Raw genomic sequence first — 20,897 nt, 5'->3', positions numbered from 1 at the left:
TATGGTTATTTAACCCTTAACTTTAGTAAACCTAATGTTAGGTTGCTTTAAAAATAACCACATAACATATGACCTGGAGAAAATTTAGCGGCGAAATTATTGAGCTGCCCATTATCGAAGAAGTTGAGAAGGCTATTGAACGCGAAGCAAACCTGGGCAATAAGTTAAAGGTTTGTATTGGTACAGACTCGCAGGTAAAAGGTGATGTTACCGATTTTGCTACGGTAATTGTTTTTTTGCGCGAACAACGCGGTGGCTTTATGTTTATACACCAGGAACGCACATCGCAAAAAATGACCATTAAGGAGCGCATGCTTAGCGAAGTACAAAAATCAATAGATATTGCCTACAAGTTATGCGACCTGCTGGACCTGTATGATGTGGAGCTTGAAGTACACGCCGATATTAACACCAACCCGATGTTTAAATCGAACCAGGCTTTGCACGAAGCAATGGGTTACATTTTAAGCATGGGCTTTGTATTTAAGGCCAAACCCGAAGCTTTTGCAAGTTCGTACTGTGCAAATAAAATAGTGCAGTAAATTTTGCCCGGGATGTTGTATATTGCTGAAAATACACCCCGTGAAAAATTTAGCTGTGCTTATACTGCTTTTTATTGCTCCGCATTTAGGCCGGGCCCAGCAAAACGACGCCTCCACTTTACTTAAAATTGGCGATGCTGCCCCCGCCTTTAATTTTGACATTGACAAAAACACAACAGTTAACATACAGGATTACCACGGAAAAATTGTATTGCTTAACTTTTTTGCCACCTGGTGCGGCCCCTGCCGCCAGGAACTACCGAGGGTGCAAAAGGAGATATGGGATAAATTTAGCAACAACCCTAAATTTGCGCTATTTATTTTTGGACGTGAGGAAGGCTGGGACAAGGTGTTAACCTTTAAAGCCAGCAACCAATACACCTTTTTAATGTTGCCAGACGAGGGCCGCAAGGTTTTTAGCCTTTTTGCCACACAATACATTCCGCGGAGTGTGCTGTTGGACGAAAACGGGAAAATCATTTATCAATCTACCGGCTATACCCCTGCCGATTTTGATGTGCTGGTTGCCTTGATAAAAAGGAAATTAAAAGAAACAATTTAACACCTATAAAGTTAATTAAAAGTGAAAGTATACCGTTTTAAATTTGAGCATAATTTGCCAATTCCACTTGCCGAAGCCTGGGACTTTTTTTCGTCTCCGCTTAATCTTTCAAAAATCACTCCGGCTAAAATGAATTTCATTATCACGTCTGATTTTTCGGCTGACACTAAAATGTATCCGGGGATGCTCATTTCGTATAAAGTATCGCCAGTATTTGGCATAAAACTCAACTGGGTTACCGAGATAACGCATGTTAAAGAACATGTGTATTTTGTGGACGAACAACGAACAGGCCCTTATGCCATGTGGCACCACGAACACCATTTTAAAGAGATTAAAGGTGGCGTACAGATGACTGATATTTTAACCTACGGCATACCATACGGCATAATTGGCCGCTTAGCCAACACCATACTGGTTGAAAAAGAAATAAAAGAAGTGTTCAACTTTCGCGAAAAGGAAATTAACAAGTTGTTTGGTGTTTATAAAGAGCGATAATTTTTAGTTATTGAGTAATTGTTATTGTGTTAATTGTTATTAAGGTTATAATGTTTAACTTTATTATCCCAATTTCACTCAATAACTCAATAATCTAAATGTATTGCAATAATTCGTCGGGAGGAAGAACTTTAACTCCGGTATCCTTAAAATCTTTTAAATTGCGGGTAACGAGAAAATCCATCTGTGGAATAGTATTGGCTGCAAAGATCTGAATTGCGTCTTCAAAGTCTTTATGCTTAGATTGGAGACTATTTTTAATGATGGTAACGTCAACAGCAATTATAGTTACCATATCTAAAAGAGAAAGTAATAGTTCCCTTAATTCGTGCTCAGGTAAATATTTTTTTAACAGGTAGTGCGTAGTGGCGTATGAGTGAGATGATGTATATAGTTGAACTTGTTTTTTTTCAGCCTTATCAAAAATTTCGATCGCGAACTTACTGAAGGGTTGCCTATCGGCGAGAAGATCGATGATTATATTTGTATCAACAAATACATTAGTCATAAATGCTTATTTTCAAAATATATCCTTAACTCCTTCTTCTCGTCAAAATCAATCGGGAGGGTAACTGCACCTATTATTTTTTGCAATTTAGGCGAAGGCACAACATCGTTATTCTCTTGCGTGAGGGCTTCAAGATAATTCTCCACAAGTTCAGATAAGCTTCTGCCTGTATTTTTGGCATAACGTTTCGCTTTATCAATAACGTTCTTTTCCACTGTCAATGTTAACTTGGTATTCATGCACGTGCTTTTTAAACAAATATACGTATCGCAAATAAAACAACAAAACATTGTTAATTAAGGCAATCGCAACAGATCCTGGAACCACAAATACTGGTAGGTGTAGTATAGGCCGTCAACTTCGTGCGTTTTATCGGGGCTGGCCCATATTTCATTGTTTTTGTTTTTGAGTTGGTTATACAACACAAAACTACAACGCGGCGGGCAAAACTGATCGAGCAGACCGATGCCCATCAGCACGGGGCATTTTACCATTGGCGCAAAATTTAGCGGGTCGTAATAATCCCACACTTTAAACAGTTTTTCGTTGGTAAAGTTAGGATGAGTGCGTTGGTATTTGGCTATCATGCCAACCGGGGTTTGCGATTTTGGGTCGAGCTTGGTTATTTCGAGTGCTTTTCTAAAATCGGCATATAGGGGCACTTCGCAGGTAACTATCTTAACGCGCTTATCCAGCGCAGCCAAAGCAATAACAAGCGTTCCGCCCTGGCTGGCGCCATCAACCATAATTTTAGCAGTATCGAGGCCCATATCGGCGTGTGATGCTAAAAAATCAAGCCCGCGTACACAATCCATATAAACCGACCGGTAAACGTAGGTATCCCGGTTTTCGAGGTTATATAAATTGTATTCGCCATGGGTATCAATAGCATCGGCACTATTGCCATTGCCGCGCACGTTGATGTTGAAAACGGCAAAATCATCATCGTCTACACTGTGTTCGGCTTTAACTACATAGCCGGGCAAGCGGTATTTTACCGCAATTTTTTTATCGCGCTCGTTAGGTATGCTTAACCAGCCCCGGATAACGGCGTTACCCCACGAATGCATTTCTACCAGGTAAACCTTTTTGTTATTAACTGATAAGGCAGGTTGCAAGGTTACCTTATATTGCGGATTGACGGTTTTAAGCGTATCGAGTGTGCTTTGCCAAAAGGAATCAAAATCGGCAGGTTTGCGCGTTTCTGTTGTGAGTAATAATGGTTTTAAGCCAAAAACACGCTTAACGGTATCATCATAATAAGTGAGATGAAACGCAAAACCTATTTTATAGAAGCCCGGCTGGCTAGCGTTAATTTTAAAACGATAGTGGTTAATACTGTTTTTGCCCATATTAACCTTAACCGAATCGAGGTATACGGGTTGGTTTTCGTCGGTGGTTACAAAACAAGTTAAAACACCTTGCTGGCTTACGGTATAATTATTGGTAACTTTTAAATTGTAGATAATATCGTCGGCGTTTTTAAAAACGCCATTTCTGGCACCTGGCTTTATGTTGATAAAAACATCGCCTTGTACATCGTTAGCGTCTTTTTGCCCGGTATTGGCTTCGGCTTTGGGCTTATTAAAGTTTTCGGGTAAAATAAACTGCGCCCGCGTACCGTAGCCGGTTAGCAACAGCATACCTAACAATAAAAATATTTTGAATTTGAACTTCACTTTGATATTTGTTACGTGTTTAGTATTTATACACATAGCCTACAGATATTGTTGTACCCGCACCCGTATTTTTGCCGGTAATAAACTTGCTTAAACTAAAAAACAGCGTTTTATTACGTTTTAAACTGTACGAATAACTGCCTGTTAACTGGTTAAAATTAAAATCTTTAGTATTGGAAACGTCGAGAGGGTTAGTAACGTTTAGCGCGTTTTTGGCATCGCTAAACGAATAAACCGAAGTACCTGCTACCGATACCTGGCTCTTTTTGTTAAGGGTGTAGGCCAAGCTTAGTGAGTTTTTTAACTGAAACGGACCGCTATCGCCAAGATATTGCCTAAAACCGGTGTTAATTTCCCAATAAAACTTTTGAGACAGGATAGAAATATCTCCGGCTCCTATTGCCCTAATATCGGTTCCTAATTTTCCGTAGCCTAAACTTTTACCATCAGCGCTGGAGTACAACGGAACAACAAGATTGCCCTGCACCGAAAAATAAACATTGTAATTGATGTTGGCTACATAGTACCTTGCGCCTAACTCGGCATCGCCAAACCCGCTAACGCTTGTTGAATAGCCAGCCTGCGAAATTTTGTTAATTACAAACGGCATGGTAGCCAAAAGCGACAATCGCCTTGAGAAACCATACTCCACGTTTACCGATAAAATTGTTGAACCAAAGTGCGTATTGTTATCATACTTTTTATAGTCGCCGTTTCTGTCCCAATAGGTGCTGTTAAAAAAATAGGCGGCGGCGGGTATAATAAACAGCCGCTTTTTACCCACAGGCTTGCCACTGGCCAAAACCTGGCCGCCGGTTATAAGTAAGGCCACAAAAAAGGCACTAATTATTACTGCTTTAATGGGCGCTGTATTTGCTTGTTTTATTGGCTGAGTGAAATTAGTGTGCATTGTTATATATGTAGCATTTTTAATTATTGAGCTGTGTTAAAGGATGGGCACTTTTCAAAGTCGTTTAAAAAAGCCCCAAATTATCTGTAATCCACGCCGTAAAATACGAAAAGAGCGAGGGCGGTACCTCGTGCCCTAAGTTGGGGTAGATAAACAATTTATTTTTGTTAGGCATAGCATTAATCATTGCGTATTCGTTTTGCGGAGGTGCCAGCACATCAAGCAGGCTTATGCCCAGCATGGCTTTGGTTTTAAACCGGGGCGAAAAATTTTTAAGGTCAAAATAATCCAGATTATTTAATATATTATCCATATCAAACGAATGCTCGTTTGCGTATCGCTTAACATCATTCATGGGCCAGCCGGTAAAACTCAATGACCGGTAATCGGCATATACGGGATTATTGGCCGAACATAGCTTTATCCGTTTATCTAAACTTGCCGCCGCTATAGATAGGTAGCCGCCCATACTACCACCGGCAATGATAATGGCTTTTGAATCAATTTCGGGCCTTGAACACGCAAAATCCACGGCGCGAATGCAATCCATAATGCAACCACGGTAAATGTATTTGTTTTTATCCTCAATGCTGGTTGTTAAATACCCAACCCGGGTTGGTGACAACACATCGCGGCTATTGCCTTCGCCCCTTACGTTTAATGAAAGTACGGCAAGATCAGGCGAACCGAAAACCGGTTTTAGGCCAGTAATACCATAGCCCGGGACCAATATCCATAGCGGGAATTTTTGATTTGCCCGCCTGTCTTTCCGGATGGTTAAGTAACCTCTCACGGTTAAATTATGTAACGATTGCATTTCAACCAAAAACACGTCGGTATTATCTTTTTCCAAGTCGGGCTGCTCAATCATCCTGAAATTGGGTTCTATCGCTGCCAGTTCTTTTTTAGTGTTGTCCCAAAACGTATCAAAATCTGCCGGACGGGGGGTGTTTGATTTAAGTTGCTCCGGGTTTACACCAAAAACGCGCCTAATGGTATCGTCGTAATCGGTAACGTTGATGGTAAAATTTACTTTATAAAAGCCCGAGTTTTGGCCCGGCATATCCAGCGTTACCTTTTTTGATGCCTTTGCTCCCAGCCTGATGGGAAATGCTTCTTTTGTTACAAATCGGTTATCGGTGGTACGTATTTCGTACCCCACGGTTCCAGCCTGTACCGTATCGTAGTTGTTTTGCAAACTGATTGTGTATGATACCTTTTTATTGGCTTTAAATATTGCATCTTTTACAAAAGGCTCCTCTTGCATGGCAATATCGGCCTGTTTAAGCTGATGGTCTTCTCCTTGCACGGCAGTTTCGCCATTTAAGGGATTTTGGGCCAATACTTTTTTATAGATGTCGAAATTATCATATACCCATTTACCTGCAAAACTCCACAGGCTGGGGTCAACATCGTGGCCAACGTTGGGGTAAATAAAAAGCAGCTTTTCAAAATCTATTTTGTTATAAGCTACAATTTCGTTGGGCGGCGGGGCAAATTCGTCTAACAAGCCCATTGCAAATGTGCTTTTGCAGTGAATGTTGGATGCAAAGTTTTTAAGGTCGAAATAATCGAGGGTTTTAAATACTGTCTCCATCCTGAGGGAGTTTTGTTTGGCGTAGCCCTCAATATCAACCATGGGGAACTGTTTTGAGCCAGCCAGGGTGCGCCAGTCGGAAAAAGTAGGATTATTTGCTGATATTAAACTAACCCGTTTATCTAAACTGGCTGTAACCATTGCCAGGTAGCCGCCCATACTGCCGCCGGTTAAAAAAATGCACTTACTGTCAATTTCGGCGCGGCTCTCAATAAAATCCATCAAACGCACACAATCCATTATCGCGCCACGATAAATGTATTTGTTTTTATCCTGTATGTTATAAGTAATAAACTGCTTGGTAGTAGGCGCAATAACATCACGGCTGTTAGTTTGCCCCCGCACGTTAAGGGTGAGGCTGGCAAAGTGAGGCACATTGCGCAGCGGTGCCAGGTTAGCACCGTAACCGGGCAGCAAAACATAGGCGGGTAATTTTTCGCCGGGGAGCCTATCTTTAGGTAGGGTGAGCCAGCCCCTTACCGTTATATTATCCAGCGATTGCATTTCGATTAAGTAAATCTGGTCGTTACCGCTCGACAGATCGGGCCTTTCGGTCATCCTGAAATTACCGGGCACTTTAGCCAGTTCGTTTTTGGTATTGGCCCAAAAGGCGTCAAAATCCAGTGGGCGGGGATTGTCTGACTTGATGTGGTTGATATCTACACCAAAAACACGGCGCACGGTATCATCGTAGTCGTTAACGTTGAACATGAAATTCACCTTATAAAAGCCTGTTTTTTGCCCCGGCATATCTAAACGGATAATGTTTGAGGATAAAGGGTCGAGGTTTACGGGGATTGCATTTTTAGCAATAAGCTTGCCGTGCATGGTTGTGATGAGGTACGACAACTGCCCTTGTTGCCTGGTTTTGTAGGTGTTTTTTAAATTGAAATTGTAAGACACGACGGTATCTTTACCGAAGATGGCATTTGGCGACACGGGAAAATCTTTAATAACAATTTCGCCGCCGGTTTTTGCCTGAGCAAACAATTGCGTGGTATTACAAAGCAGTACCATAAACAACACGCCTAAAAAAGCCGAACGAAAAAAGCTAACCATTACCCATCTTACTAAAATAATATTATTTAAACCCATACGCATCAATATTAAAATAGTCCGAATTCATCAAAAACTAATTTGCCGGTAAAGTTGCCAAATTCTTCGCCCACCTGGTGACCGAGATTAGGGAAAATAAATAGCTTTTTATTTGCCTGTATGTTATTATAGGCAGGCATTTCGGTATGCGGCGGCGCAAGCACATCGAGCAAACCAATGCCAACCAATGTTTTACATTTTATGGCACTTACAAAATTCTTTAAGTCGAAATAATCGAGGTTATCCAGTAGTTTATCCAGCTTAACTTCGTTTTCGGAAGCGTAGCGCTGTACGGACCCCATGGGGAAATCGTTATGATCTACCAGGGTTCGCCAATCGCTAAATGCGGGGTTACCGGCGGTACAAACAGCAATACGATGATCTAAACTGGCCAATATGAGCGATAGGTAGCCGCCCATACTTCCGCCATTTGAATAGACTGCTTTGGTATCAAACTCCGGGCGGCTAAAAATAAAATCGACCATGCGCACGCAATCCATTATGGCACCGCGAAGGATGTATTTATTTTTGTCGAGTATGTTATAGGTTAAAAACTCCTCGCGGGAGATGTTCAGCATGTCGTTACTGTTACCCAGGCCGCGCACGTTGAGGGCAATGGCGGCAAAATCGGGCATGTTATGAAACGGTTTCATATTAGCACCATAGCCAGGCAGTGCCAGGTAAACCGGAAATTTCTCTTTATTCTTCCGGTCTTTAGGTAAGGTTAACCATCCCCTCACGGTGAGGTTACCTATCGATTGCATCTCGATAACATAAACCTGATCGTTACCGCGAGAAAGATCGGGCCGCTCAATCATTTTAAAACGTGGTTCTATGGCAGCAAGTTCGGCCTTGGCGGTGGCCCAAAAATCGTCAAACCCTTCGGGCTTGAGGTGCGGCGAACGTATGTTTTCGATATCAACGCCATAAACGCGGCGCACGGTATCATCATAATCATTGGTATTTACGCAAAAGTTAACCCGGTAAAAACCAGTTTTTTGCGCAGGCAAATTAACGCGCATTTGCTTTTTCTCTTTACTGCGCAGGCTTAAAGCAAAAGAGGTAACAGATATAACGTCGCCGTTCATGGTGGCTATCTGGGCCGTTATTTTGCCTTCTTGCTGGGTGCCGAAATTATTTTTAAGATCGAGGTTGTAGTAAACCGGGGTGTTGGTTTTAAACACACCATCTTTATTGGCCGGGTGCTCAACCATGCTTATGGTTTCGTCTTCATCGGTGTGGGTGGTGGCACCGGCTGTTACGGCGGTATCTACACTAAAACTTCGGTGCAGAGTATCGTTAAACTGCGGTGTTTTGATGATGAAATTGGCTATATACTGCCCGCGTTTGGGCGTTGGCATGTTAACACGCACGGTTTTTTTTGCGCCGGCCTGTAGCGTTACCGCCAAAGAGGTGTACGAAACAAATTTATCGGCCTTGTTTTTTACTTCGCAGGCCAGCGTTACATCCTGCTGTATGTTGAAGTTATTTTTTAGATCCACGTCATAAAAAACGGGCTTTTTTCCGCCAAACCTGGATTCCTTCTGACCCGGATGATCTACAAAGCCGATAGTTTCGGCACCGTTGGCCCCTGATCCTTCGGAATCAATACCGAACGAACGCCTCAGGGTATCTTTAAAACCGGCAACGTTTAGTATAAATATCGCCTTAAAATATCCGCCCTTTTGTAGGGGCAGGTTCATATGAACCTGATCTGAAGCCTGGGCGGCCAGGTTTACAGCCACCGTGGTTACCGATAGGTGTTCGCCTTTTTTGGTGGTTACCTCGCAGGTTACCGTTCCTTTTTGCGCTGTGCCCGAGTTGTTTTTTAAATCGATATCATAATAAATAGTACCGTCTTTTTTAAACAACGAATTTTTGGCCCCGGCGGTAGCTTCTATGCCTACGGGGTTGGTATTAAATTTCTCGTTGGTAACACTGCCATCTTCATCGGCCAGGTTGTTTTCTTTTGCGCCTTCATTATCAGCCCCACCTTCTTTGCGCAGTGCAAGTACGCGCTTGTACATGTGAAAATTGGTATAAACCCATTTGCCTTTTATATTGCCCAGGCTGCGCTCAACCTCGTGCCCAAGATCGGGGTATATAAACAGTTGTTTGTTGGTTGATGCAATGTTGTTATACATCGTCATCATGTTATAGGGCGGCACAAACGGATCGAGCAAACCCATGCCTACGATGAGCTTACATTTAAGGTTAGGTACAAAATTGCGAAGGTCGAAATAATCAAGATTATCTAAAATCTTGTTCATATTCAACGCGTGCTCTTTGGCAAACCGCTGTATAGAGGCCATTGGAAAGTGATCGGACTGGAGGAGCGACCTAAAATCGGAAAAAGAAGGATTATCGGCAGCGCATATGGTTACCCTATCATCAAGACTGGCTACCGCGAGGGTTAAAAAGCCGCCCATACTACCGCCGGTAACGTAAATTGATGTTTTATCAAAATCATCGCGGCTGGAGGCAAAATCAATCATCCGGATGCAATCCAATATTGCGCCGCGGTATATGTATTTGTATCTATTTTGTATGTTATAGGTAATAAAAGATTCTCTATCGGGATTAATTACATCGCGGCTGTTACCCAGGCCACGCACATTGAGGGACATGCAAGCAAAATGCTTAACAACGGGTATAGGTTTTAAATCGGCACCGTAGCCGGGGAATACGATGTAGATGGGTAGTTTTTCGGTAGGGAGGCGATCTTTGGGAAGGGTTAGCCATCCGCGTATGGTGATGTTTTCAACCGATTTCATTTCAATCAGATAAATCTGATCGTTGCCGTGTTCCAATTCGGGCATTTCGGTAACCTTGTAATTGGGGGCTATTTTTGCCAATTCGAGTTTAGCATTTTTCCAAAAAAGGTCAAAATCAAGCGGTTTAGGGTGCGGCGAATGAACTTTATAAATATCCACACCAAAAACCCTGCGCACGGTATCGTCATAATCGTTAACGTTAATCATAAAGTTAACTTTATAAAAGCCTGTGGGCTGGCTTGGCATTTCAATACGCACTTGCTTGGTTTCGGCAGCATCTAAAGCCACAGGGTAGGCCTTTTTAGCAATTTCTTTGTTGTATAAGGTGGTTATTTGGTAGGTTATGGTGCCTTTTTGCGGGGTGTTATAGGTGTTTTTAAGATCGAGATTATAAACAACAGGGGTATCGGCATCAAAAATGGCAGCTTTATTTAGCGGGTGCTGCGTAATAATAACCTCGCCGGTATCGGTTGAGGCATTATCGGCGTTTTTAGTTTGCGCCAATAAATTGCCACCAATAAATAACTGCACAATTACAAATACGGCCCGGAAAATAATATGCCTCATTTTCATCTCAACTACCTATCATTCATTATTGTACAATAACTTTTTTTTCGGCAACCCCTTTGTAACTCACGCGGATGTACTGATTAAGGGGTTCTTCAATAAATCTGTATAAAAACACTGCTATTAAATTTAACACAATAAAAATGAGCAGCAAGTTAACCTTATCGTTCTGCAAGGGCGAAACCCAGTCTATACCCCATTTATCGTAAAGCTCAAATACCCTATCGTTTAGGTAGTTAGCGGCTTTATGGAGTTGGTCGTTTATTAAACCGAGGTGTATAAGGTACAGCACATACGAGCTTTTACCCAAAATGTTAAAAAGTTTGGTAGAGAGTAGTTTTTTAACCAGCGTTTCTTCGGTTAACAATCCAAATAAAAACAATAAAGTGGATGGGCCAACAAAGTAGTTATTGGTTAAAATACCATAAGCGCTTTGCAGTGAATACTCTTTACCGGGTAACACCGGCAGCCTTGATAATACATATACGCAGGCCAAAATACCTGCAATGCCAATATAGGTAAACTTGATGTTGTTTGTGCGCCCGAAACCGTTTTTACGGATATAAATAGCTACCCATACTCCGCCAAAAAGCTCAAGGCAGCGGCCAAAAAACGAATAAAGCATCATGTAGGTAAAATTGCCAAAAAAGCCATACCAGTTAAAGTTGCGGAATATGAGCACCAGCAAAACGCCAAAAGCGGTAAATGCAATGGGCTGCGAATAACTAAATTTCCACTTTTTTATTACAAAAAATATAAAAGGGGCAAATACATAAAAGCACATGTTGATAGTTAATGACCACCCCTGCCCTACGCCGGTAAATTTAAAATCGTCGAAAAAACCACGGATAAAGGTTAAATTGAGCAGTAATACCGCAATTGGGTGCCCACTGCTGCCAGCTATGCTTTTGGGGCCCGAGTAATAATAATAGTAGATGAACGATACTATGGTTAATAAAAAATACATGGGATAGATGCGTGCCATCCGGTTGATGAGATAGGGCCTAAACCATTTTGTAGTTAACGAAAACTTATCGTAATAGCGGTAAGCGATGGAAAACCCTGCCAGAGCGAAAAATACCGGCAGACCAATATTAAACTCTCTGAGATAATGCTGCACTGCAATGGGGCAGCCGGCACTTATTATGTAAGAAAAATGGTGTATAAAAACTAAAAAAGCGGCTAAAGCACGTAATCCGGTAAGTTCGGGAATGTAATTTTTAACTACTTTTTGTATCATAACTTAATTAGGGATCATCGGTTAATTAATGCTGCTTCGCTTTCTAAATTGCGCGGCGTATTTTTTACTAAAAAGTCCGACTGACGTATGTAATGATTAAGCGGCTCTTCAATATTTTTGAATAGCAATATAGCTATACCGTTTAACGTAATAAAGAGATATAGTAAATTAAGTTGTTCGTTTTGAAATGGCGACACCCAATCAACGCCCCATTTATCGTAAAGGTTAAAAACGGCATCGTTAAGCCAGTTAACGCCAGTATTGAGCATGTTATACATGTAGCCCAAATGAATGAGGTAAAATATGTAGGAGCTTTTGCCCAATAGCTCAACAAATTTATTGGATAGTATGCCTTTTAAAATTGTACCGTCTTCGGTAATTAAGCCGTAAAAGAAAACAGTAATGGCTATGGCCAGCAAATAGTTGTTGGTGATGATACCCAGCGGATGCTGCTGCCCGAAAGAATTACCCGGCAGTATAGGCAGTACCGACATGAGCCATACGCAAGCAAATATTAATGCAAAACCCAGATAGGTAAATTTAAAGTTATTAGTACGGGTTAAGCCTTTTTTGCGAACATACAAGGCCAGTAGCATACCCGAAAAAAACTCGAAGCAACGCCCTAAAAAGGTAAAGAGCATCATGAAAGTAAAGTTGCCAAAAAAGCCGTAAAAATTAATATGGCTAAATATTAACACCAGCAATGCCCCGGTGCCTGTTATAACAAAAGGCTGCAGCCAGGCCTTGCCATACTTTTTGGCAAAGTAAAACATAAAAGGCGCCGAGAAATAAAAGCATTCTTCCACCGTGAGCGACCAGCCCTGGGCTATGCCGGTAAACTTTAAGTCATCAAAAAAACCCCGTAAAAAAACAATGTTCATGATAAAGGCAACAACGGGTTGTAAACCTTCAACAATGGCTTGCTGATGGGTAAAAGCGTAATAAACAAAGGCACCGCTGGTTAAAATGGCATACATGGGGTAAATGCGGGCCACCCTATTTTTAAGGTATTTTTTAAACCATAATTTACTAAGCGAAAAATTATCGTAGTAACGGAAAGCGATTAAAAAACCGGATAAAACAAAGAAGATGGTTACGCCGATGTGGAACTCGCGTAAAAATTTTTGCACACTTTGGGGAAGATAATCATCAAAAATATACCCGAAATGGGATATAAACACCAGGTATGCAGCCATTGCACGTACACCTGTTAAAGCCGGAATATAGTTTTGCAGGGTTTTTTGTGACAAAACGTGATAATTATTTTATATACATTGAGAGAAACAGTAATTATAAAACGCAAAGCAAGTGCCATTGCATAACTATAATAATGCCGACCCTTGTATAATGCCCCTTTTGCGGATGGTTTCGTCGATAAAATGCTGAATTTCTGATTTTTTGAGATCCCAGTTTGGTGCGATGAGCAGTTCACGATCTGACAGGCCGAACAAACGCTGGATAACGATATCGGGCCTTACCAGCGGGAGCAGTTGGCACAAAAAATCGGCATAATCGGGCAAGCTGAATAGCTTAAACGGCTCGCGCTTGTATTTAACACCCATAATGGAGCCTTCTACAATATGCAGGTGGTGAAATTTTACAAATTTAATTTGCGGAAAGCGGTTAATCTCGTCGGCGTAAGCCAGCATCATCTCGTTGGTTTCCCATGGGAAGCCGAAGATGGTATGCACACAAACATCAAGCTTTGAGTTTTGCAGCATGGCAAGTGCCTTAATCAATTCGTCGTGCGTGCAGCCGCGGTTTATTTGCCCCAGGGTATCGTTGTAGATAGATTCCATACCCATTTCAAGGTCAACATCAAAGCGGTCGGTATAGCTTTCTAACAAAGCTATCTTTTCCATATCGATACAATCGGGCCGGGTACCTACGGATAGGCCTACAATGTTTTCGGGTTCAATGCTCAGGGCTTCGTCATACAGCATTTTTAAATAATGCGTTGGCGCATAGGTATTGGTATTGGGCTGAAAGTAGATGATAAATTTATCGGCTTTGTTACCCTTGCGCGCACGCTCCATACCTTTGATAACCTGCTCGCGGATAGAGGGATTATCACGCGATACGGATGGTGTAAACGAATCGACATTGCAATAGGTGCAGCCGCCAAAGCCTTTGGAGCCATCGCGGTTGGGGCAGGTAAAACCGCCATCAACTATCACTTTAAAAACACGCTGACCGTTATATTTTTCGCGCAACCATGCCCCGTAATTGTTATAACCCTTAAGCCCTGGCAGTGTTGCTGTTAATTCGTTTTGCATTACTGCAAAGATACTCTATTAAGAATCAAGAGACAAGAATCAAGAGACAAGAATCAAGATGCCAGAATCAAGAACCAAGATAGAAACGCGGTAATTCAAATAAAATAAGGGAGATAGTAAACATTTACAATTGCTTTTGTTTTTCTCTTGGTTCTTGATTCTGGCATCTTGATTCTGATTTCTGGCATCTTGATTCTGATTTATTGCATCTTGGTTCCTGATTCTGGCATCTTGATTCTAACTTCTGGCATCTTGATTCTGATTTATTGCATCTTGATTTAATTGGTTAATTTTGTTTTTATAACCAATTATACCAATGGATAACTCCTCTCCGTATATACCGCAAAATAAAATTCGTTTTGTAACTGCAACAGCGTTGTTCGACGGGCACGATGCTACTATTAATATTATGCGCCGAATATTGCAATCGTCGGGTGTGGAGGTGATACACCTGGGGCATAACCGCTCGGTTGACGAGGTGGTGAACTGTGCCATACAGGAGGATGTGCAGGGTATTGCCTTAACATCGTACCAGGGCGGGCACCTTGAGTATTTTAAATATATGTACGATTTGTTGCAACAAAAAGGTGCCGGCCACATCAAAATATTTGGCGGCGGCGGCGGCGTAATATTACCCTACGAAATTAAGGAACTGATGGATTATGGCATTGCCCGCATTTACTCGCCGGATGACGGCCGCCAGATGGGTTTGCAGGGCATGATTGATGATATGATGCGGCAGTGCGACCGCCCCATTACCTCGCATTTAAACGGAGAAATTAAACACCTGCACCAAAAAAACAACAAAGTTATTGCAACGGCCATTAGCGTGGTAGAAAATTATCCGCAAAACGCGGGCGACTTTTTGTCGGAAATCAAAAAGCTCAACAAAAAAGATTCCCCAACCGGGGGCGATTTAGCGAGGGCACCAGTTTTAGGCATTACGGGTACAGGCGGCGCGGGCAAATCATCATTGGTTGATGAGTTGGTTAGGCGATATTTAATGGAGACGGATAAAACGCTGGCCATTATATCGGTTGATCCATCAAAACGAAAAACGGGCGGCGCGCTACTGGGCGACCGTATCCGGATGAATTCGATAAACAACCCGAGGGTTTACATGCGTTCGCTGGCTACGCGGCAAGCTAATTTGGCACTATCAAAATACGTGCAGGAAGCGATAGATATTTGTAAGGCGGCAGGGTATGATTTGATTATTGTGGAAACATCGGGCATAGGGCAATCGGACACGATGATAACCGATTACTGCGATTTATCCCTTTATGTAATGACCCCCGAATTTGGCGCGGCCACGCAACTGGAAAAAATTGACATGCTTGATTTTGCCGATATAGTGGTGCTGAACAAGTTTGACAAGCGCGGCGCATTAGATGCTTTGCGCGATGTACGCAAGCAGTATAAACGCAACCACAAACTATTTGACGCCAAGGATGAGGACCTGCCCGTTTTTGGCACCATGGCCTCGCAATTTAACGATGCGGGAATGAATAGTTTGTTTGCCGCGCTCATTAAAACCATTAAAGCTAAAACCGGTGTAAGCTTTGCCACTAAGATGGAGTTAGTGGCCGACGACGCAGAAAAAACCTACATTATACCAGCTGAGCGCATTCGTTATCTTGCAGAAATTGCCGAAAGCAGCCATCACTACAATGAGTGGGTAGATAAACAATGCAGAATAGCACAGCAGATGTATCAGATAGATGGATCGATTAAGTTATTGGGTGCCTTAGGGGATGAGACGGTTGGTATTATACGCTCGCTATATACGATTCTGGAGGGGAATCTCGACAGCGAATGTCGCAATTTGTTGCGCGAATGGCCGGTTACCGTTAAAAAATACAAAGCCCAGCACTTTATTTTTAACGTGCGCGGCAGGGAAATTAAGCAAGCGTTGTACTATACTTCGCTGTCGCAATCGCGCATACCTAAAATATCGTTACCGCGCTACGAGGCCTGGGGCGATATTTTGCGCTGGCTGTTAACCGAAAACGTGCCGGGCGAGTTCCCGTATACTGCCGGCGTGTTTCCGCTTAAACGGGAAGGTGAAGACCCTACCCGTATGTTTGCCGGCGAGGGTGGCCCCGAGCGCACCAATAAACGTTTCCATTATGTATCGTTAGGGCAACCGGCGCACAGGCTCTCTACCGCGTTTGATTCGGTTACCCTTTACGGGGAAGACCCGCATATAAGGCCCGATATTTATGGTAAAATAGGTAACTCCGGCGTAAGCATTGCCACGCTGGATGATGCCAAAAAGTTATATTCGGGTTTCGACCTTTGCCATGCGTCAACCTCGGTATCCATGACTATTAATGGCCCGGCGCCCATGCTATTGGGCTTTTTTATGAATGCCGCCATCGATCAGCAATGCGAAAAATATATTAAAGAACACCAGCTTGAGCACCTGGTTGAAGCCAAATTTAAAGAGCTTTATGATGATAAAGGTTTGGAAAGGCCAAAGTATCAACAAGCCCCACCCAAGGAGCCCCACCCAACCCTCCCCGGTAGGGAGGGCTTTGATAAGGCTAATGCAGATCAAAAAGTCTCCCCTACCGGGGGAGATTTAGAGGGGGCTCCCGGTGGTTTGGGCACTATGCTTTTGGGCCTTAGCGGCGACCAGGTTTTACCTGCCGATGTGTATGCTAAAATAAAAGCCTACGCCATATCAACCGTTAGAGGTACGGTACAGGCCGATATTTTAAAGGAGGACCAGGCTCAAAATACCTGCATTTTTTCTACCGAGTTTGCCCTGCGTATGATGGGCGATATGCAGCAATACTTTATCACCGAAAAGGTGCGTAACTTTTATTCGGTATCTATATCCGGCTATCATATTGCCGAAGCGGGTGCAAACCCCATTACGCAACTGGCCTTTACACTATCCAACGGTTTTACTTACGTGGAATACTACCTGAGCCGGGGTATGCATATTGATGATTTTGCGCCTAACCTGTCGTTCTTTTTCTCCAATGGAATTGACCCGGAATATGCTGTAATTGGCCGCGTAGCACGCCGCATTTGGGCGAAAGCCATCAAAAACAAATACAAGGGAAACGACAGATCGCAAAAGCTGAAATACCATATCCAAACCAGTGGCCGGTCATTACATGCGCAGGAGATTGACTTTAACGATATCCGCACTACTTTACAAGCCCTGTATGCCATTTACGATAACTGCAACAGCTTACACACCAATGCTTACGACGAAGCGATAACCACACCTACCGAAGAATCGGTACGGAGGGCGATGGCTATCCAGTTGATTATTAACCGTGAATTGGGCCTGGCCAAAAACGAAAACCCCATACAAGGTGCCTTTATTATTGAAGAACTTACAGACCTGGTTGAGAATGCCGTATTAGCCGAATTTAAACGCATTAACGACCGGGGCGGGGTTTTAGGTGCTATGGAAACGATGTACCAGCGTGGTAAAATTCAGGAAGAATCGTTGTATTACGAAACGCTGAAACATACCGGCGAATACCCTATTGTTGGTGTAAATACCTTTTTAAACAAAAACGGTTCGCCAACCATTATCCCCTCGGAAGTGATACGTGCTACCGAGGAAGAGAAGCAGTTTCAGATCAGTGCATTGGATGCATTTAAGCAACGCAACCAGGCTGTTGCTCCGCAACTATTAAAGGCACTGCAAAAATCGGCTGTGGCGGGCGATAATATTTTTGAGCAATTGATGGAGGTTTGCAAATATTGCTCGCTGGGCCAAATATCGCACGCGCTTTATGAGGTTGGAGGGCAGTACAGGAGAAATATGTAAAGTAACGGAAGATGCGATACGGACTACGATATGGTGAGCAAAAAACAAAGTTTTAAACTCAACGAATATCAGGATATGATATGGATAACATTAAACGAAAGATACGGATAGGCAGCTCCGCTTTTGGGCCTATTATTTTAAAAGTTAAAAATTGGCTAGCGTGTAGGTTTAAAAAGCACGGCCCAAATATTACGCTTTCTATCATTTTCTCACAGGCGGGGCATTGTCATGGAAATGCTTTAATTTCAATACTTTAGCTTGATATTGTTTTTTTGATTAATTAATGCTACCTTTGCACCCGATTTAGCAATGTAGCTAAATACGTTTTTTAAATATTCATGAACCCATTTAGTCAATTGGGAATCCGTCATGATATTGTTAATGCCATCTCTGAATTAGGATTTGAAAATCCTACGCCAATACAGGAACAGTCAATTCCGGTTTTGTTAACAGGCAGCAACGATTTTGTCGGATTAGCTCAAACAGGGACCGGAAAAACCGCTGCCTTCGGATTGCCACTTTTAGAATTGCTGGACTTCGAACAAAATCATCCTCAGGCGCTTATTCTTTGCCCAACCCGTGAACTGTGTTTACAGATCACCAACGACATTAAAAATTACTCTAAAAACATGGCCAACGTTAATGTTGTTGCTGTGTACGGAGGTGCCAACATTGCCGATCAGCTTCGTCAAATTAAACGTGGTGTGCAAATTGTTGTAGCTACGCCAGGGCGTATGCTTGATATTATTAACCGCAAAGCCATCAACTTTACTGATGTAAACTTTGTTGTGTTAGATGAGGCTGATGAAATGTTGAACATGGGTTTCCAGGAAGACATTGACAGTATCTTATCTACCACGCCGGAAGATAAAAAAACCTGGCTTTTCTCGGCCACCATGCCAAGCGAAGTACGCCGCATTGCCAAAAAATACATGACCGACCCTTTTGAGTTGACCATGGGCGAAAAAAATACCGGCAACGTTAACATTGAGCACGAATACTATATTGTACGTGCCCGTGATAAATATGCCGCCTTTAAACGCATTGTTGATTTTAACCCCGAAATTTTTGGTATTGTGTTTTGCCGTACCAAAATTGAGACTCAGGAAATTGCCGAGAGCTTAATTAAGGATGGTTACAATGCTGATGCCTTACACGGCGATTTATCGCAACAACAACGTGATAAGGTGATGAAACGCTACCGCGAGCGCAGCCTGCAATTGTTAATTGCTACCGATGTTGCTGCACGTGGTATTGATGTTAATGATGTTACGCACGTTATTAACTACAGCTTGCCTGATGAGATTGAAAACTATACTCACCGTAGCGGCCGTACTGCACGCGCCGGTAAAAGTGGTGTTTCTATCGCCATTATTAACGCTAAGGAATTAGGTAAAATACGCCAGATTGAGCGCGTTATTGGTAAAAAGTTTGTTAAGGGCGAAATACCAAGCGGCTTTGATGTTTGCGAAAAACAATTGTTTGCTATTGTACACAAGGTGCATAATGTTACCGTGAACGAACAGCAAATTGAGCAATACCTGCCACGTATAATGCACGAGTTTGCCGAATTGAGCAAGGAAGATCTTATTAAACGTTTTGCTTCGATTGAGTTTAACAGCTTTTTGGAGTATTACAAAAACGCGCCTGACCTGAACGCTCCGATGGACGACAGGGCTGTTAGGGGTGAGTTTAGCGACCGTGCGCCACGTGGCGGTTCGGGCGAATCGGACTATACGCGTTTGTTTATCAACTTAGGTTCGGTTGATGAGTTTAACCGTGGCGATTTGCTGGGTTATATTTGCAACACTGCCAAAATTAGCGGCCGTACTGTAGGTAAAATTGATGTTAAGGGTGTTTACTCTTTCTTTGAAGTACCTAAGGCTGACGTTGATAAGGTTTTTGCCGAATTTAAAACTGCCGAATTTAAAGGACGCCCTGTAAGGATAGAAATATCTGGCGAGGGTACCAGCGATAACCGCAGCAGCGGTGGCGGCGGTAACCGACGCAGAGAAGGTGGCTACAGTGGTGGCGGTGAAAGAAAAGAAGGTGGTTTCCGTCGTGAAGGTGGTGCTCCGCCTCGCGAACGTACCGGCGGCAACGCTGGCGGCGGTTTCCGCGACTTTAGCGGCAAACGCCGCGAGGACCGCAACAGCGGTACCAGCACCGGCGAACGCCGCAGAAAATTTTAGTTTTATATTGAGTTAATTTAGTTTAACAAAGCCCTTCGGAGAAATTCGAGGGGCTTTTGTTTTTATTTGTTGAGCACTGGCGGTACGCACGCAAAGTGGTTTGTTGTGGTATTAGTGGCGCGTAGAGAATGTTACTTTTATTTTGGATATGGTTTTGCCTGATTTACAATTATCTCTTGTAGAGAATGTTACTTTCTTTTTCCGCAAAAGAAAGTAACCAAAGATACTGAGCGATAGCGACCTCATTTATACGATAAAAAACAAAACACAGATAAATAAACTCTCGGCTGCGCCAGCTTCTGTGAAAGTTAGTGGTGGAAGTTGGGGCTGTGCTACACGAACCTGACGATGCCGAATTTTTGAGGTGACGTTGAGGTTGTGAGGGAAGGGTGGTTACCACAAGTGGGGACGCCTGCCGGAGCATGAGCCGATTACTGCTGAGAAGTTATAGACGAGGTATCGTACCTATGGCACGAATTAATTGTTGAGCGCTTTTTCTACCGACCTATAACCCCTACGGGGTTTACAAAAGATTTGAGTAAGTAGCCTTGGGAGGGAAATGGCACTTACCAGGTGTTTTGGCGGGTGACTGACAGGCTTTACGGTATTGAATTGATTATCGCTAACAGTTTATTAAAGCTCTTTAAACACAAGCGCAGCC

At 42.8% G+C, this 20,897-nt stretch carries 14 protein-coding genes; 5 read left to right on the top strand and 9 right to left on the bottom strand.

What is annotated here, in order from left to right:
* The first annotated feature begins 68 nt into the window (after positions 1–68).
* Genes BDD43_RS11620 through BDD43_RS11610 form a run of 3 tightly spaced genes read left to right on the top strand, consistent with a single transcriptional unit; the run spans position 69 to position 1,602 of the window.
* A complete protein-coding gene (locus BDD43_RS11620) occupies positions 69–542 on the top strand; it encodes a ribonuclease H-like YkuK family protein (RefSeq protein WP_121197828.1) in 474 nt (157 codons plus the stop codon).
* Positions 543–582: 40 nt separating this feature from the next.
* Positions 583–1,104, top strand: a complete 522-nt coding sequence (locus tag BDD43_RS11615; RefSeq protein WP_246001547.1) for a TlpA family protein disulfide reductase — start codon at positions 583–585, stop codon at positions 1,102–1,104.
* A gap of 21 nt (positions 1,105–1,125) precedes the next feature.
* Positions 1,126–1,602, top strand: a complete 477-nt coding sequence (locus tag BDD43_RS11610; RefSeq protein WP_121197827.1) for an SRPBCC family protein — start codon at positions 1,126–1,128, stop codon at positions 1,600–1,602.
* Between the two features lie 94 nt (positions 1,603–1,696).
* Here BDD43_RS11610 and BDD43_RS11605 read toward each other — a convergent pair whose 3' ends face one another.
* From BDD43_RS11605 to BDD43_RS11565, 9 genes are all read right to left on the bottom strand, one after another.
* Positions 1,697–2,110, bottom strand: coding sequence for a type II toxin-antitoxin system VapC family toxin (locus tag BDD43_RS11605; RefSeq protein WP_121197826.1), 414 nt, complete (start codon positions 2,108–2,110; stop codon positions 1,697–1,699).
* Entirely contained in the window at positions 2,107–2,349 is a 243-nt protein-coding gene (locus BDD43_RS11600) for a DUF6364 family protein (RefSeq protein ID WP_121197825.1), read from the bottom strand. Before BDD43_RS11600 ends, BDD43_RS11605 begins: the two co-directional genes overlap by 4 nt.
* Before the next feature lie 57 nt (positions 2,350–2,406).
* On the bottom strand, positions 2,407–3,789 hold the full coding sequence (locus tag BDD43_RS11595; RefSeq protein ID WP_162847053.1) for an acetylxylan esterase: 1,383 nt from the start codon (positions 3,787–3,789) through the stop codon (positions 2,407–2,409).
* Positions 3,790–3,808: 19 nt separating this feature from the next.
* Positions 3,809–4,699, bottom strand: coding sequence for a hypothetical protein (locus BDD43_RS11590; RefSeq protein ID WP_121197823.1), 891 nt, complete (start codon positions 4,697–4,699; stop codon positions 3,809–3,811).
* Between the two features lie 64 nt (positions 4,700–4,763).
* On the bottom strand, positions 4,764–7,391 hold the full coding sequence (locus tag BDD43_RS11585) for an acetylxylan esterase (RefSeq protein WP_162847052.1): 2,628 nt from the start codon (positions 7,389–7,391) through the stop codon (positions 4,764–4,766).
* Positions 7,392–7,402: 11 nt separating this feature from the next.
* Positions 7,403–10,732 carry an acetylxylan esterase gene (locus tag BDD43_RS11580; protein WP_162847051.1) on the bottom strand — a complete coding sequence of 1,110 codons (3,330 nt, stop codon included), beginning with the start codon at positions 10,730–10,732 and terminating at the stop codon, positions 7,403–7,405.
* 25 nt (positions 10,733–10,757) lie between these two features.
* On the bottom strand, positions 10,758–11,972 hold the full coding sequence (locus BDD43_RS11575) for an acyltransferase family protein (protein ID WP_121197820.1): 1,215 nt from the start codon (positions 11,970–11,972) through the stop codon (positions 10,758–10,760).
* A gap of 14 nt (positions 11,973–11,986) precedes the next feature.
* A complete protein-coding gene (locus BDD43_RS11570; protein WP_121197819.1) occupies positions 11,987–13,222 on the bottom strand; it encodes an acyltransferase family protein in 1,236 nt (411 codons plus the stop codon).
* 72 nt (positions 13,223–13,294) lie between these two features.
* Positions 13,295–14,248 (bottom strand): TIGR01212 family radical SAM protein, encoded by a 954-nt coding sequence (locus BDD43_RS11565; protein WP_121197818.1) that lies wholly within the window; start codon positions 14,246–14,248, stop codon positions 13,295–13,297.
* Between the two features lie 316 nt (positions 14,249–14,564).
* Between BDD43_RS11565 and BDD43_RS11560 the strand changes: the two genes are divergently transcribed.
* Complete coding sequence (locus BDD43_RS11560) at positions 14,565–18,044, top strand: methylmalonyl-CoA mutase family protein (RefSeq protein WP_121197817.1); 3,480 nt, start codon at positions 14,565–14,567, stop codon at positions 18,042–18,044.
* Positions 18,045–18,382: 338 nt separating this feature from the next.
* Positions 18,383–20,236, top strand: coding sequence for a DEAD/DEAH box helicase (locus BDD43_RS11555; RefSeq protein WP_121197816.1), 1,854 nt, complete (start codon positions 18,383–18,385; stop codon positions 20,234–20,236).
* Positions 20,237–20,897: the final 661 nt, after the last annotated feature.

Source organism: Mucilaginibacter gracilis, from assembly GCF_003633615.1.
Taxonomy (GTDB): Bacteria; Bacteroidota; Bacteroidia; order Sphingobacteriales; family Sphingobacteriaceae; genus Mucilaginibacter; species Mucilaginibacter gracilis.
This window is presented reverse-complemented; position numbering and strand designations above follow the sequence as displayed.

Excerpts from the sequence above, each read along its gene's own strand:
- BDD43_RS11620 (WP_121197828.1), top strand. The coding sequence starts at position 69 with ATGACCTGGAGAAAATTTAGCGGCGAAATTATTGAGCTGCCCATTATC.
- BDD43_RS11605 (WP_121197826.1), bottom strand. The coding sequence starts at position 2,110 with ATGACTAATGTATTTGTTGATACAAATATAATCATCGATCTTCTCGCC.
- BDD43_RS11600 (WP_121197825.1), bottom strand. The coding sequence starts at position 2,349 with ATGAATACCAAGTTAACATTGACAGTGGAAAAGAACGTTATTGATAAA.
- BDD43_RS11590 (WP_121197823.1), bottom strand. The coding sequence starts at position 4,699 with ATGCACACTAATTTCACTCAGCCAATAAAACAAGCAAATACAGCGCCC.
- BDD43_RS11585 (WP_162847052.1), bottom strand. The coding sequence starts at position 7,391 with ATGGGTTTAAATAATATTATTTTAGTAAGATGGGTAATGGTTAGCTTT.
- BDD43_RS11580 (WP_162847051.1), bottom strand. The coding sequence starts at position 10,732 with ATGAGGCATATTATTTTCCGGGCCGTATTTGTAATTGTGCAGTTATTT.
- BDD43_RS11575 (WP_121197820.1), bottom strand. The coding sequence starts at position 11,972 with ATGATACAAAAAGTAGTTAAAAATTACATTCCCGAACTTACCGGATTA.
- BDD43_RS11565 (WP_121197818.1), bottom strand. The coding sequence starts at position 14,248 with ATGCAAAACGAATTAACAGCAACACTGCCAGGGCTTAAGGGTTATAAC.
- BDD43_RS11560 (WP_121197817.1), top strand. The coding sequence starts at position 14,565 with ATGGATAACTCCTCTCCGTATATACCGCAAAATAAAATTCGTTTTGTA.
- BDD43_RS11555 (WP_121197816.1), top strand. The coding sequence starts at position 18,383 with ATGAACCCATTTAGTCAATTGGGAATCCGTCATGATATTGTTAATGCC.